This is a genomic window from Myroides sp. A21 (assembly GCF_000807225.1).
GTDB lineage: Bacteria > Bacteroidota > Bacteroidia > Flavobacteriales > Flavobacteriaceae > Flavobacterium > Flavobacterium odoratimimum.
Map to the genome: position 1 here is coordinate 2366887 of NZ_CP010327.1, position 15416 is coordinate 2382302.

The window sequence follows — 15416 nt, forward strand, 5'->3', positions numbered from 1 at the left end:
TTACTTTTTAAATTGATTGTAATTCACTGCTTCAAAAGAACCATCTTCCTTTTTAATAAAAGTCTCTTTACCATTCTGTACTTCGGCATTCTGAGCTGCTATACAGTACCAATTTTTTTCTATTTTCTGAGTTACGAAAATGAATAAGTTGTTTCTAAGTTGAGGAGTTTCATTTTCTTTTAATGCTGATTGATTACTTAATTGTAGTCTTGCATGTACGATAGCTATAGTGTCTGTTAAGTATCTGATCTTAGTTCTTTTGATTATTAGTTGAGATTCTTTGAAAATTACTCTTAACCCATAATCATGAGCTTTAAAAATGTCTTCTTTTTTATGCCACCATAACCCTGTGACATTGACAAAGTCTGCATCATCTACAAAAATATCAGCAAGTAAGTCAGCATCGTATTTATTCCAAGCAGTTACAAATTGTTGAACTATTTCTTCTGGATTTTGTCTAGTCATTATCATTGTTTATTATAATTACGAAGATACTCAATGATTCATGAAGAGGTGTTAATGTAGGATAAAAAAGTGAGTGTAAATAAAAAAGGAACCACTATAAAGTGATTCCTTTTTGTCGGGGTGGCAGGATTCGAACCACTTCTTGTAAGTATCTTTAAATCAATCAATTGTCTTGTTTGTTTGAAACCAACTCACCTAATAGTTCACCTTAGTAAATTAGGTTAAAATCAAATATAATACTTTTAAATGTTTTAAAAAAGTACTAAAAAGTTAAATAATTACCTGTTTTTCTAAATGATGTAAGTAAATATTTTAATCAACATCTATGTTTTTACTTTGATTTATTTTTATCTTGTTTTTTAGTATTTTGTTATGTTTGTTTCATATTACCTGTTAATTAATTTAGTTTGATGTATTTTGTTATGGAATACTAAACTTGTTAAGGTGTTTTTTGGTTGTCGGGGTGTCTATTTGGCTTTAGTTAACTATTTTTATGGAGTAATAGTATAAATCAGTTAATGGTAAAAAATATTTATGGATCAAAGTAAATATTTTGTTTAGACATATTATTCACTGAATTAGGTGATATTAATACAGGAGTTAGAAAGAAGTAGGTCGATCTTTTTGAGTTTTTATTTAAACTATATTATTGATATATAATATATTATTTAGGGTGTGATTTTTAAATAGTGGTACATCTAGTATGGTGTATAAACAAAGAAAAATTTAATAAAAATGGGGAGTTTATTTAGAAATGTGGGTTATGTTATAGCTATTGTTTTAACAGTGCTTTGTGTCTTGGGAATGCTACTTAGTTTCTTGGACTTTAGTAGAACAAATGAACGGGCTGCAGCCAATATAATATCTTATATTGCAGCTCCTATGTTATTTTTGATAATAGTAATTATTACTTGTACTATTCTAATGATTGTTAATCTTATTGACGGACAAACTTTATTTTATGATTTTAATCGTTTTGTCAAGTTTTTTAGGTATTCAGGTTTAATCGTAGCAGTTTTATTTTTATTAAGTTTATTTAAGCTATAGTAGTAAAAAAGAGAAAGCCCAAAAGACTTTCTCCTTTTAAAGACAACTAGTAAATAAGGAGAACTAGTTTAGTGCTGTAAATCTCTAATATTGAATAAAATTATTTTTATCTAATTTAGAATTACAGTAGTAAAAATAAAGAATGAGATTTCTCACATTCAAAAATAGTAAAATTAATAGGTTAATGGTATTAATTACTGTTTTTTATTGAAATAATTTTGTGAATCAAAAAATACGCTAAAATGAAATTTAAAATTATGTTTTTGTTAAGTTTATGCTATACCATTTTATTAGCAAGTTGTGGTTATAAGAGTACAATTCAGGATGTAGTGCCTAAACATGATACTTTTAAACTAGAATCAAATCAATTAAAAGAAGAAAGAACTATTAATGTATGGACACCAAAAAATTATGAGAGTACTCAGGATTCTTTGCCCGTAATCTATATGGCTGATGGAGGAATAGGAGAGGATTTTCCTCATATCGCATCTACCATAGAAGAGCTTATAAATGAGCAAAAAATTCCTGCTGTAATCTTAGTTGGAATTGAAAATACACAAAGAAGAAGAGATTTGACAGGATTTACAACTGTTGCAAAAGATAAAGAAATTGCACCCGAGGTAGGAGGTTCTAATCAGTTTAGAGCCTTTATTAAAGAAGAGTTATTTAAGGAAATCGATAAAAGATATAGAACCAAAGAAGAAAAAACGATATTAGGAGAATCTGCTTCAGGTTTGTTTGTGATGGAAACCTTTTTTGTTGAACCCGCCATGTTTGCAAACTATATCGCCTTTGACCCTTCATTATGGTGGAATAATCATTATTTAGTTAGAACCGCAAAAGCTAGTTTAGATCAAAATAGTGCGGTAAAAAGAAAGCTTTGGTTTGCAGGATCGAATGCTGCTGATATTTCTCCCTATACAAATAAGTTAGCTACTATTTTAGCAGAAAATGAAAATAAAAATTTAGTGTGGCACTATGTAGATGAGCCAAATGAAGGACATACAACTATATTTAGAGCAACTAAAAAACAAGCCCTAATTTGGATATTAAATAATTAAAATAGCAGTAGTTTAGCATCTTATAATAAGATATGGATATAGATATTAAGAAAAAGACATTTTTAAATTTTGTTGGACTTTTAAGAAGTTTTTTAATCAAGTGTTTTATTGGGATTGTTTTATGTAGTAGCATAGCGTTTTTATATACTAATTTTATTTTTGAGCAAATATTATTTGCTCCTAAGAACCCTAATTTTCCTATTTATATTTGGCATCGTTCTTTGATAGATTTTTTTAATTTGAGTTCATCATTGTATATGGAAGGGATTGATTTTGATATTCAAAATCGAAAAATGGATGGTCAGTTAATGATTATGATTTGGACTAGTTTTACCTTTGGACTAATAGCTTCATTTCCTTGGATTTTGTATCAAATTTGGAAACTTGTACAACCTAAATTATATAATAGTAAGACAAGATACAGTATTGTATTTGTAACAATCACAAGTCTTTTATTTTTTATAGGTGTCTTGTTTGGATATTTTATTATAGTTCCTTTATCTATTCATTTTTTTATGAATATAGAGATTAGTAGTATTGTTGCCAATCAAATCGATCTTACCTCATATATTTCTCTTGTTAGAACCACCATACTAGCATCAGGTATTGTGTTTGTTTTGCCAGTTGTCATTCTAGTATTATACAAGATGGGAATTTTATCAACAGATACACTCAAAGGTTATCGCAGATATGCTTATGTTTTGATTTTAGTAGCATCAGCAATTATTACACCTCCAGATGTATTGAGTCAAGTTATTTTGGTTATACCATTAGTTTTATTGTATGAAGTGAGTATTTTCTTTTCAAGGTTTATGAAGTCTAATCACATTACAGAATAATTTATTATCGTATTTGCTATCAATATTAATTAAACTTGCATAGTTTAAATATACATCGTAATATTGCGATGTATATTTAAGTATAAAACAATGGGAGTAACAAAATCAGAATTATTTAGTGATAAAAAGAATAGATTATCGCTTATGTTTAAGGTTTTAGGGCATCCAGCAAGACTTGCCATTCTTCAGTATATTATCAATCAAGATGCTTGTATTTGCAATGATTTGGTAGAAGAACTTGGATTGGCTCAAGCGACTATTTCACAGCACTTAAAAGAGCTTAAGAATAGTGGACTTATCAAAGGAACAATTGAGGGTAAATCAGTTTGTTATTGTATTGACGATGCAGTTTGGAATGAATTTTTCAAGGAGTTTGAATTGTTCTTCGCTCAAAAAATAGCATCAAACGATTGCTGTTAATATTTTTTAATTATTATCATCGTAATATTGCGATTATGAAATAAATTTAAAACAAATAAAATATGAAATTATCAGAAGTAAAAGCCGTTTTAGAAAAATTAGATCGAGTAGATTTTCAATTTGAAGATGGAACGTTTGTAGCCGAACACTTCCATGTAACGGAAGTAGGTCAAGTAACAAAAAAGTTTATTGATTGTGGGGGAACAATGAGAGAAGAGGTAAAGGTAAGCTTTCAATTGTGGAATGCAGATGATTATCAGCACCGTTTAAAAGCGGGTAAACTGCTTCATATTATTCGATTGTCAGAAACAAAATTAGGTATTGTTGATGCCGAGATCGAAGTAGAAGTTCAAGGTAAAGAAACGATTGGGAAGTATTTCTTAGCATTTAATGGAACTCACTTTTTATTAAAAAACACATTGACTGCTTGTTTAGCTGAAGATGCTTGTGGAATTATCCCAAGTAATCAAGAAGCTCAAACTAGTTGTTGCGATCCTAATTCTGGATGTTGTTAATCGTAAAAAAGTAAAAGATGTATAAAACAGTATCAACTACAATTAGCGCTATGCTTGAATCACAAGAGATAAGCGCTACTAGAAAAGAAGTTTTAGCTCCTTTAGTGGCTTATATTCAAGCGAAGGTTGATTCAAAATCTCCAATTCGAATCAATTTTATCTGTACACATAATTCAAGAAGAAGTCATTTGGCTCAGATTTGGATGCAAGTAGCAGCAACTTACTATGGTATTCCAGAAGTTATTTGTTATTCAGGAGGGACTGAACAAACAACGATGTATCCCCTAGTTGCTACAGTTTTAAAAGAACAGGGATTTAACGTATTTAAAATTTCGGAAGGAGAGAATCCTATATATGCGATAAAGTATGGCGATAATGAAGTTCCTATTATTGGTTTTTCTAAGAAGTACGATGCTGCTTTTAATCCAAGTGATGATTTTGCAGCTGTAATGACTTGTTCACAGGCTGATGGAGGTTGTCCTTTTATAGCAGGTGCTGAGCGAAGAATCCCTATTACATTCGAGGATCCTAAGGCATTTGATGGAACAGCAAACCAACAAACAGGATATTTTAATCGAAGCCTTGAAATTGCAAGTGAAATGTTTTACATCGTGTCACAAATTAAAAAATAAGTCATGCAAGTTAGAATGAAATTTTTAGATCGATACTTAACCCTTTGGATTTTCTTGGCTATGGGGATTGGTGTTCTCTTAGGAAATGTATTTCCAAGTGTTTCTAATGTGATGGATAAACTATCTATTGGAACGACCAATATTCCGTTGGCTATAGGACTAATCATCATGATGTATCCTCCACTGGCTAAGGTTGATTATAATCTATTACCATTGGCTTTTCGGGATAAAAAAGTCTTAGGCTTATCTCTTTTCTTAAACTGGATTGTAGGACCTGTTTTAATGTTTGTTCTGGCTATTATTTTCATGCGTGATGAACCTGATTATATGGTAGGGTTGATCCTTATTGGTTTAGCCAGATGTATTGCAATGGTGATTGTATGGAATGATTTAGCAAAAGGTAATCGAGAATATGCAGCCTTACTGATTGCATTAAATAGTGTTTTCCAAGTGCTGTTTTATAGCTTCTTTGTTTGGCTTTTTATCAACGTATTACCTTCTTATTTTGGATTTGCTGATTATGCTATTTCAATTAAGATGAGCGATGTTATACAAAGTGTGCTTATTTATTTAGGAATTCCATTTTTAGCAGGTTTTTTAAGTCATAAGTATCTCATTAGAATAAAAGGAGAAGCTTGGTTTACCCGCAAGTTTATCCCTTTTATTTCACCTTTTACTTTATATGCTTTACTGTTTACCATTGTGCTTATGTTTAGCTTAAAAGGAGAGCAGATTGTACAATTGCCAATGCAAGTTATCAAAGTTGCTATTCCACTTGTTATCTATTTTGTTTTGATGTTCTTTGTTAGCTTCTTTTTAAATAAATTCATGCAGGTAGATTATGATAAAAATGCGGCTATTTCTTTTACTGCAGCAGGTAATAATTTTGAACTAGCTATCGCTGTTGCTATTGCCGTATTTGGAATTCACTCGCCCCAAGCTTTTGTAGGAGTTATTGGACCTTTAGTTGAAGTTCCTGTACTGATTTTACTTGTACGAGTGAGTTTATGGATGAAAAAGAAATATTATACAAAGTGATAAAATATAGTTGTTTTTAAATGGTGTAAAGTCGTTTCTATTAAATTAATCACTAGAATAAATCAATTCATTATTTATTTTTTTATTTTTGAGATAAACTAATATTTTATGAATTTACAAGTGTTTTATCGAATAAGTTTTTTTACTATTTTATCTTTTTTGTTTGTGTCATGTAATGCAAGTACAATACCAGAAAAAGCTAAACCCGTTGAAAATTTTGATGTAAATCGTTATTTGGGAATTTGGTATGAAATTGCTCGATTTGATTTTTATTTTGAAAAAGACTTAACTAATACCACAGCTTACTATAGCTTGGACGAGAACGGAAATGTCAAGGTTTTAAATCGAGGTTTTAATGTTAAAACCAAAGAATGGAAACAAGCAGAAGGAATAGCTAAATTTAGAGCAGAGCAAAATGTAGGGGCACTTAAGGTTAGCTTTTTCGGGCCTTTTTATTCGGGTTATAATGTCATTGCATTAGATTCAGATTATAGGTATGCTCTAATAGCAGGAAAAGATCTTGATTATTTATGGATTTTATCTCGAGAAAAAAGTATCCCCGAAGCTATTAAAGAACAATACTTGACACTAGCTAATGAAATTGGTTATGATGTATCTCGTTTGATTTGGGTTGAACATGACAAGGAAGATATGTCGGTAATAAAGTCTAAATAAATACAAGAAAAGCGAACAATTAAAAGAGAAGATACCCCAACAAAGCTCCTACTAAAACAATAAAAGCACTATTTACTTTTTTAAATTTAAAAACGAGTATGCCACTAAGTAGTGTAATAACAAGGGTTTGCCAGTTCAGCAATACATCTCGTGTCATCGTTATACAAACAGCGACAATCAAGGCAACAGAAGCAACATTCACCGCATCTAAAAAGACAGATAATCCTTTTGAGCTGCGAAGTTTTTTCATCAATGGGTTTAGTAAGGCTACTAGAATAAAGGATGGTAAAAAAATTGCAACAGTTGAAAGAATTGCTCCAGATAAACCATTAATTTGAAAACCAATAAAAGTAACGGAAGAGAAAACAGGTCCTGGTGTGAATTGTCCTACAGCAATAGAATCTATAAGTTGTTCTTTGGTGAGTAAACCTGTTTGCACGAGTTCTGTATCTAAAAAGACAAATAGAACATAGCCACTACCGTACAGTATAGCCCCTATTTTAAGAAAAATCCAAAATAGCTGCATATTGGTATTGGTGAAAAGAGTATTTTGTATACTAAGTAAGAAGGGTAATGGAAGAAAACTTTGTAAGGTACTTCGCTTTGTAGTATTAATATAAAAAACTACATAAGCTAAAAATCCAGCTCCAAACATTAAAATGATCTCATTAGTCCCAAATAAAGAAGCTACTAAGACAATAAGTCCTATAAAGGCTAAGAATAAGGATTTAATGGATTTTTTGGCTAGTGGAAATACAGCTCCAAGGATAATAGCAATAATGGCAGGTTTAATTCCATAGATAAATGGTTGAACTTGTGGTAATTCTCCATAATTTTTATAAAAATAAGCCAATACACCCGTTAGAAAAACAGCGGGAAGAATAAAACATAGCCCTGCAATTATAAGACCTTTCCAACCTGCTTTGTCATAGCCAATATGAATGGCCATTTCTGTACTGTTAGGACCAGGAATTAAATTAGTAGCACCAAGCAGATCTAAAAAGTGTTGTTCATCCATCCATTTTCTTTTTACAACTACTTCTTCTCTCATCATTGCAATATGAGCCGCAGGGCCTCCAAAACCAATAATCCCTAGCTTGATAAAAACTTGAATTATTTCTTTGAGACCTACTTCACCTTGTTTGATATTCATATCTTTAGACTTTTTAATTATACAAATGTGATATAATTAAAATCTAAAATAGGGTGAATTTGAAAAAAGAGTGGCACTTTAAAGCTCTCGAAATACTTTAGGAGTGGTGCCTACATAGCGCTTGAAGTATTTTGTAAAGTAAGAAGAATCACTAAAGTTTAGGTTGTAAGCAATTTCACTAATACTATTTTCAGAGTATAGAAGTTGCCTTTTAGCTTCATCAATAATATGTTCTGCTAATATTTCAGATGCTGGTTGTTTGAATGTTTTACGACAGATAGCATTTAGATTTTGTGGCGAAATTCCAATTTTTTTAGCATAATAGGCTACACTATTGTGTAAGTTATCTGTTTGCTTTAAAAAATCTTGAAACAAGCTGGCTGTATCATTTTTATTTACAGAGCTAGAAAAAGGAATAGACGTTGCTATTATCTTAGCTAACAATGCCTTTAAAACACCTTCTTTTACTGTGAAATCCTTTTCTGATACAAGTAGTTGAAATAATGTATTTATACCTTGGGTTTCATTTATTTTTAAACAAGTAAAATGACTTAATTGAGATAAAAGATCTCTTAACTTATAATCTAATGAAGTTTGTAAGAATTCTTTTTTTAATAGAAGTACAAAGCCTTTAGGTTTACTTGTAATATCCCAAAAGTGCACTTGTTCTTTTCGTATAAAAAAAATTGTAGGAGTAGTTATTGAAAATACATTCTGGTCAATCGTATGAGAGCCTGTTCCTTCACTTAGATAAATAATTTCGAAGTAATTATTGTGTTTATGTGGATTTGTTTTGCGAATTTCTTGCTTAAAAGGAGAAACTTTCATCAGAGTTCTTGTCTCAATTTTATTTTTTATTGCTATAGGTTTATTCAAGATAGTTTGGTTAAAAATATACAAGAGTAAAACTAACTATATTTTTGTTACTTACGTAAATATATAATTTGTTGCGATAAGTTTCTAAGAGGTAGGAAAACGTTTTTTTCTTCCATCATATTTGCCTTAGTTCTCGATACAATAATTTACATCCTAGCATTCATAAGGGTTCATGCCTATTTGTGTATTGTTTGTACAACACTTTTTTTCAAAATAATCGGTACTAAAATCAACTCAATTTTTTTAACAGATTAAAGAGAAAGTATTGCTGTTTTGGTTGAATAATTCTCAATAAAAAGTGAAGTGGTTTTTACAACATATTATACATTGTTAATCTCATTATTGTAGGAAATTATATGCAAAGATAAATCAGGATCAATATATGATAGGAGTAAAAAGAAGATGGTTTTGAATAGTCTCCAGATTACTTTGTAAAAAATGATTTTTCATTTTAGCTATTTTTCAAGATATTACAAAAAAAGCAAGAACTAATGTTCTTGCTTACTCCCATAACCTATATTGTATGCTATTAGGCAATGAACGACAATGTTGGGTAACATTCTCAATTTTTCCGTTACGGGTTCTTTTGTAATCTCTTACAAATACAGATTTGATTCCTGTACATTTTATACATTTCTTCATGATAAATTAATAATAATTAAACGCTATTAATTAATCACCGAAATATCTTTTCAGAAATGCAACGCTAAGATAGTGAATTATTATGTAATCATGTACTATTAGTCATTCCTCAGAGTTTCTATAATTTCACTATGTGCAAGAAAAGAAAATGTAATTATTGCAGCTCGGGTGATTTGTAATAAATGAATAGTTTTTTGTTGAAATTCATTTATGTCAACTGTAACAAGAAAATCTTCTTCTTCCATTATGTTGTTTTTAGACTTTTCATTAACTAATATTAGTAAGTTATGTTCTAATTTATTTCTCCAATTTTTAAAATGCTTAAGCTCTCCTGTTTTTGTATTAAGATCACAAGCAATGCTATAAAGTGCATTAAGATGGATATTTTTCTTTGATGCTAATGTTTGTTTTTTATCCTTGTCATTCCAAAAACGTTCAAAGTATATTACACCATTATTAATGTCATATAGTTTGCAAATACCTAATGCTATTTTATCTAATATGCCATAACATGTTCGGAAACTTGAACGAATAAGTTCAGAGCTAAAGTCAGTCACTTCATTCTTATTTTGTTTATAAAAAATAATATCATCATTAAAAACTTCCTCAATGTCACTTTGGGACTTGTAATAATTGTATCTAGCAAGACCAAATTCAGATTTAATTCGGTTAAGTAATAATTCTAACTTAGGTATAATATCATCTTTTATTATTATACCATTAAATCCTATATTTAAATTATCTAATGATGATTCAATACAATTACAAAAAATACTATGTTCATTAAGGGTTAAATAATTATTTAATGAAAACCTTCTATAATGGGTATGTGATTTAAATTCTAACTTTGAAATTTCAATTTCTTTTATTGTTCTTTCTATACTAAAATTAGCATTATCAAGTAATCCTATAATATTTTGGACCTTTTCTTTACAAGCTGTTTCTATATGTAAAGGTAGTGTGTTAGTTTTTAGAGCTTTTTCATATAATACGTATATTTCAGCTAATAGAGAAGCAGTTAGTTGACAAGATTTTAGTATAACACCATACATGAATAAATGATCTGCTTTTGAAACTAACGCTTCAGGAAAATTAGGCTCTATTTTTAAAACACCATCTAAAATCTGTATAGCTTCAATGTATCTAAAATTATATGTAAGAGAATTAGCTAGGTTTATTGATATTTTTAATTTTAATAGATCTGTATTTTTTGTAGTGTTGTAGGCAGACCAATAAAGGTCAATTGGTTTTTGGAAATTGCTACCACAGATTTCCAAAGAATGTATTCCTGGGTTATTTTTCCAAAAATCATAATTGCAGTAACCCATAGCGTTTGCTAAATTATAGCAATAGCTTGAATAGGTCATATGTTTTTTTAATTCAGTTTCATTTTCTTCAAGAAAACCGATTCCTTGTTTTACATCATCTAATGATTTAGACTCTCGACCTAAATCGATTAAAAAGCCATATAATTTAGATTGAATAAATATGTTGTTATTGTTGTTATTTAACTCAAAATAAATTAGTTCTCTTGCTAAACTAAATGAACCTGAATCTAAGTATTCTGTAATTAATTTAAACTTTCTTTCCATTAGTTATGTTGTTTCAGTCTATCCATTGTCTTTACAAAATTGTTAGACCTAATTATTTTCTATGTACTTGATTGAACTTATGCTCTTTATAATGTATAAATAATTTTTCAAAATTGATTAATAACTAAGTAAAGCCATATATAACTGATACTTAGCTTAAAGATTTCGACTATACTATTTTGATTAGATAATTTTAGTAATAATTCTTGTTAAACAATGGCATTAATTTATTGTTGAATAATGATATTTATAACTTAATAAATGCGTGGTGGGAGATTTTCCATTAGGCTTATAAAAATTTACCCCTCGTTTATTTTCTGAAATAATATGTAAATTTTTTCTAGCTCTTGATGCTAAAACATATAAAATTTTTTTTGAGTTCTCTTCACCATTTGGATCACTAAAATGAGGAACATAATCATGCAATAAACCAAAACCAATTACTGTGTCATATTCTTCTCCTTTAGTACCATGTATAGTGGATACTGTAATTCCATCTCTTTGCCTAAACACTTTTTTAAAACTTTCGATACTATCTATAGAAGGATTCCCTTCTGCTATTAGTTTATGAATTCTTTTTTCAGAGCTTTTAAAAAATGAATTGAAATGTTCATTTAATTGAGGAAAGCTTTGTAAGGATATGTTTAATTTTTCGCAGATTAGATTAAAAATTTTTTTCAAGTATTCTAATCCATTGTTTTCTGTAATTTTAAACGAGTTACATATTCTTAAAAAATCTTTACTATTTGTATTTGTGATATTTACTCCTACTGTATCAAGTTCATTTAATACTTCAGTACTCCATCTTAACCTCTTAATATACATATAAGGTGAAGGGTCAGTTAAAGCTATTCTTGATACTTTAAACCAAAAATTGTCAATATCTCGAGAAAACGGAGCCATTCCAGGTCCATCAAAATTAAAATCAGGAAGCTTAATTATAAGTTTTCTTGTTATACTTGCTATGTGCACCCATTGTGGAGCAGCAATACATATCTCATTAGGACTTATTCCTTTTTCATTTACATTATATAAGATAAGTTTGGTTATTTCATCAATTAGATCATCTACTGAGATAGATGAGTTGTAAGTTATTATACTTGGATAATCTTTTTCACTTCCATAAGGTATAATCTTAGTATTAAATGTTTTGTAGTGATTAAAATAATCAATAATAGCGGAAGATGATCTATAATTCTTATCAAGACTTAGTGATTTTAGATTAAAACCTAGTAATTTTTCTAAATCTTGCTTCGGCATTGGATATCCTCCTAAGGATTCATAAATAGATTGATTAGGATCACCTACAATTAATGTTTTCGATTTTCCATTGTTTTTACTTAATATTTCAGATATAATATGATATTGTATTTCTTTGGTATCTTGGTATTCATCAATTAAAATAAATGGAAAAAGGTTGGATAAAATCTTGGCTACAATAGGTTTTGAAATTAATATTTCATAAGCATAAAACAGTATTTGCTCAAAATCAATTTGGTTATTTTCTTCAAGTATAGTGTGATATTTTTTAATTATTCTATTTAATGAATCATGTTTTACTTTATTTAAACAAGTTAAATGGAAACCATTTGTTTTAGCAAGTATACCACAATCAAAATAGGTTATTTTTTCTTCTTTATAAGGTATACATAGTTCAGATAAAATATCTTCAGAATCATCAGAATTGATAATTTTAAAACCGTTTTTTAGTTTTTCATGGTATAAATGATATGGTTTTAAAATCCATTCTAAACAAAATGAATGAATAGTACCTATCCATAATTGCGTTACATCTACTCCTAAAAGCTCTACTCTCTCTTTGATTTCATCAGAAGCTCTATTAGTATATGTTATAGCTATTACAAATTGTTTTTTAGAGGTCAATCTACTTAATTCATAGGCTATTTTATACGTTAGGGTTCTAGTTTTACCACTACCAGGACATGCAATAAGCATTACACTATCCTTTTCAAGGATAGCGTTTTCTTGTTCTTTATTAATACTATTTTCTCTCCAAAAAAACATAATTATTTCAATTTATCAAGAATTGCTAATATTTGGTCTTCCTCTTTGGTAATTAACTCTAATTGAGATTTTAGTTCTATCAAAGTAGCTTTTTTTTCCTTGTATTTTTCAAGTATTTCTTTACAAGTTTTAAAATCATATTTTGGATATTCTTTTAGATATTCTTTCATCCTATACTGGACTATATCTAATATAGTATGAGAAGTAAACTTTTCTTTTGCAAAGAAAACTGCGTGAACTATATACTCAGGTAATATTGTTCTATAAAAAATATGGTCTCCTAACATTATAGCGAACCAACCTTTACCTTCTTGCTTAGCCATTGTTAGTATACGTTTTCCATAGCTTGATACCTCTTCACTTTCAAGTTCTTTTTTAGATATTTCTGCAGTATCTTTATCTTTATATACTTGCTCAAGAGTCTGTATTACTTCCCAACTATTTCCAGCTTTTATAAAATCAACTTCAAATGTATGATCTGAATAGAATACTTCAATCCATTGATTATCTTTTGTGAAATCAGTTAATTTTAGTTTTCTTTCAGCTCCTTTTTTTTCGGAATTTGCAACTTTATTTTTGTATTTTTTAATAGTAGAACTATCATCATCATGAATAGTAGTATCACATATCGCAGAATCTAAATCTGTAAGAATGGCGCATTTTCTTCTTATTCGCTCATCATGAAACAATTGCGCTACGTTTTCAAAACCTGTACTACGAATATTTATTAAACTAATACCTAATTCATCAAGACTAAGCCCTAAAGTTTTTTTAATCATTATAGGAATTAGAATTTCTTCAGCATCTCCCTCAACTAGAATTACACCTTTTGCAAAAAGGAGGTTAGTTCTTACAGCATCTAAATAACGTTGTATTTGATTTATATTTTCTTTTTCTAGCCCTTTTGAGGGCTGATATACTTCTGCAAAATTTTGTTTTTTCGCAAGTATATTTATTTTTTCAACATTACTTACTTCTGAAATTTGTGTTGAGTGAGTTGAATATATGATTTGTGTATCGCTATAGTTTAACTTATCAAAGAGAGTTTTTTGAATATGATTGTGGATATGTGCTTCTGGTTCTTCAATGATTAAAAAGTTTGCGAAAGAATCTTTAGATTTTCGATACTTAAACTCTAAGAGTTTTAAGGTTAAAAAAATTAGATTAGCACCTCCTAGACTTAATTCATTTATTCCTCCTTCATATTCCTCTTCAGGTTCTCCAATGAATAATTTTAAGGATTGTAACAATTTCTCTGCTTCACTCGGTACACTAGATTTTATAGATAAGGATGAAGGGGAGTAGGTAAGACCTACAGCATCTTGAATTGTTGATTTAATATCATTTCTAATGTTCTGTATATCTGGAAGCGTTTCAATGTTTTGGTTAAGACTGTTCACTAAATCAGAGATGGGCTGATAATCTCCTTCTTTTATTTCTCCACTTTTATTCTTTAAAAGCGTAAGTAAAGGATTTGTTCTATTATTATGGAAATCACTTACAACATCTCTTAAAGCTTGAATAAATGTGAATGAGATTTCTTTAGCAACAGACATTTGATGTGGAATTTTAGCTCCAAATCTTGAACTATCTATACTTGATGGAAAAATAACATTCTCAAAATCACCAACAAGTTCTTTGTATACTTCAGGATCACTAAAATCAACCGAACTTTTTCCTGAAAAGAAAGTTTCATAATGATCTTGAATTGTTATATGTTCAAGTAGAGATTGTAACCCATGAACATCTCCTGGGTGTAACTCAGACATCTTGTGTCTTATGTCAGCTTTTGGTCGAAAAAATAAATTGTATGTTGCTTTTTCTACAAAATTTTCTTCAGCAATACCAGCTTGATGAATAAATAAAGATTGAATGGTTTCATCATCATTAAGTTCATCAAATTCAATACTAATTATAATCCAATGACCTTTCCAGTTATTTTTTCCCAAGGATCTATTAAAGTCACCTTCACTTAGTTTATAAGCATATGGCAAAGAAGTATCTTCTAAAAGCAATCGGATTGCTTTAAATAAATTAGTCTTTCCAGAGCCATTTTCTCCAATAATAGTGTTTATTCCTTTTTTAAAATGAAAATTAGCATTAGCAAAATTTCTATAGTTGACTAGTGTTACTTTTGATATATACATCTATAAATATATTACGTTGTTTGTTTAAAGATAGTGAGAACTATCTTGTAAAAGAAGTAATAAACTGTAGTTAAAAAAAAGAATTGTTAAACAATTTTGGGCAAAGAATGAAGTCGTAAAAAGTGAGAATTAGAAGCGTAGAATTAAAATGAAACCTGAAGTTATAATTGATGATGTTGGCTATTATATTGTTAGAAATTGGGGCGTAAATGCAACAAAAGTTTTTATAGATAGATATTAAGTAAATTTCCAGATGTTAGGTTTAAAGAGGGGGTGATAAGTAAGATAA

14 protein-coding genes are annotated in these 15416 nt (G+C 29.2%); 8 read left to right on the forward strand and 6 right to left on the reverse strand.

The annotated features are described in order from the left end of the window. Entirely contained in the window at positions 1 to 465 is a 465-nt protein-coding gene (locus MYRA21_RS10790; RefSeq protein WP_006260754.1) for an SgcJ/EcaC family oxidoreductase, read from the reverse strand. Between the two features lie 735 nt (positions 466 to 1200). Here MYRA21_RS10790 and MYRA21_RS10795 point away from each other — a divergent pair. The 8 genes from MYRA21_RS10795 (at position 1201) to MYRA21_RS10830 (ending at position 6692) form a co-directional block, all read left to right on the forward strand. Then, complete coding sequence (locus MYRA21_RS10795; RefSeq protein ID WP_039328977.1) at positions 1201 to 1512, forward strand: hypothetical protein; 312 nt, start codon at positions 1201 to 1203, stop codon at positions 1510 to 1512. A gap of 242 nt (positions 1513 to 1754) precedes the next feature. Next, complete coding sequence (locus MYRA21_RS10800; RefSeq protein WP_006266560.1) at positions 1755 to 2573, forward strand: alpha/beta hydrolase; 819 nt, start codon at positions 1755 to 1757, stop codon at positions 2571 to 2573. Between the two features lie 32 nt (positions 2574 to 2605). Then, a complete protein-coding gene (gene tatC / locus MYRA21_RS10805; RefSeq protein ID WP_039328980.1) occupies positions 2606 to 3412 on the forward strand; it encodes a twin-arginine translocase subunit TatC in 807 nt (268 codons plus the stop codon). Between the two features lie 90 nt (positions 3413 to 3502). Then, positions 3503 to 3832 carry a helix-turn-helix transcriptional regulator gene (locus tag MYRA21_RS10810; protein WP_039328982.1) on the forward strand — a complete coding sequence of 110 codons (330 nt, stop codon included), beginning with the start codon at positions 3503 to 3505 and terminating at the stop codon, positions 3830 to 3832. A gap of 62 nt (positions 3833 to 3894) precedes the next feature. After that, positions 3895 to 4347: a DUF6428 family protein gene (locus tag MYRA21_RS10815; protein ID WP_039328984.1), complete on the forward strand. Its 453-nt coding sequence runs from the start codon at positions 3895 to 3897 to the stop codon at positions 4345 to 4347. A gap of 17 nt (positions 4348 to 4364) precedes the next feature. Further along, the gene (locus tag MYRA21_RS10820; protein WP_039328986.1) at positions 4365 to 4979 is read left to right on the forward strand and encodes a low molecular weight phosphatase family protein; all 615 of its coding nucleotides are present in this window, start codon (positions 4365 to 4367) and stop codon (positions 4977 to 4979) included. Positions 4980 to 4982: 3 nt separating this feature from the next. Then, complete coding sequence (gene arsB / locus MYRA21_RS10825) at positions 4983 to 6017, forward strand: ACR3 family arsenite efflux transporter (protein WP_039328988.1); 1035 nt, start codon at positions 4983 to 4985, stop codon at positions 6015 to 6017. Positions 6018 to 6125: 108 nt separating this feature from the next. Beyond that, entirely contained in the window at positions 6126 to 6692 is a 567-nt protein-coding gene (locus MYRA21_RS10830) for a lipocalin family protein (protein ID WP_039328990.1), read from the forward strand. Between the two features lie 19 nt (positions 6693 to 6711). Here MYRA21_RS10830 and chrA read toward each other — a convergent pair whose 3' ends face one another. The 5 genes from chrA to MYRA21_RS10855 form a co-directional block, all read right to left on the reverse strand. Beyond that, on the reverse strand, positions 6712 to 7845 hold the full coding sequence (gene chrA / locus MYRA21_RS10835; RefSeq protein ID WP_039328993.1) for a chromate efflux transporter: 1134 nt from the start codon (positions 7843 to 7845) through the stop codon (positions 6712 to 6714). A 78-nt stretch (positions 7846 to 7923) separates the two neighbouring features. Then, positions 7924 to 8721, reverse strand: coding sequence for an AraC family transcriptional regulator (locus tag MYRA21_RS10840; protein WP_039330418.1), 798 nt, complete (start codon positions 8719 to 8721; stop codon positions 7924 to 7926). Between the two features lie 740 nt (positions 8722 to 9461). After that, on the reverse strand, positions 9462 to 10955 hold the full coding sequence (locus MYRA21_RS10845) for an LA2681 family HEPN domain-containing protein (protein ID WP_039328995.1): 1494 nt from the start codon (positions 10953 to 10955) through the stop codon (positions 9462 to 9464). A 222-nt stretch (positions 10956 to 11177) separates the two neighbouring features. Beyond that, complete coding sequence (locus MYRA21_RS10850; RefSeq protein WP_039328997.1) at positions 11178 to 12980, reverse strand: UvrD-helicase domain-containing protein; 1803 nt, start codon at positions 12978 to 12980, stop codon at positions 11178 to 11180. A gap of 2 nt (positions 12981 to 12982) precedes the next feature. Continuing rightward, positions 12983 to 15127, reverse strand: coding sequence for an ATP-dependent endonuclease (locus MYRA21_RS10855; protein WP_039328999.1), 2145 nt, complete (start codon positions 15125 to 15127; stop codon positions 12983 to 12985). Positions 15128 to 15416 lie beyond the last annotated feature (289 nt).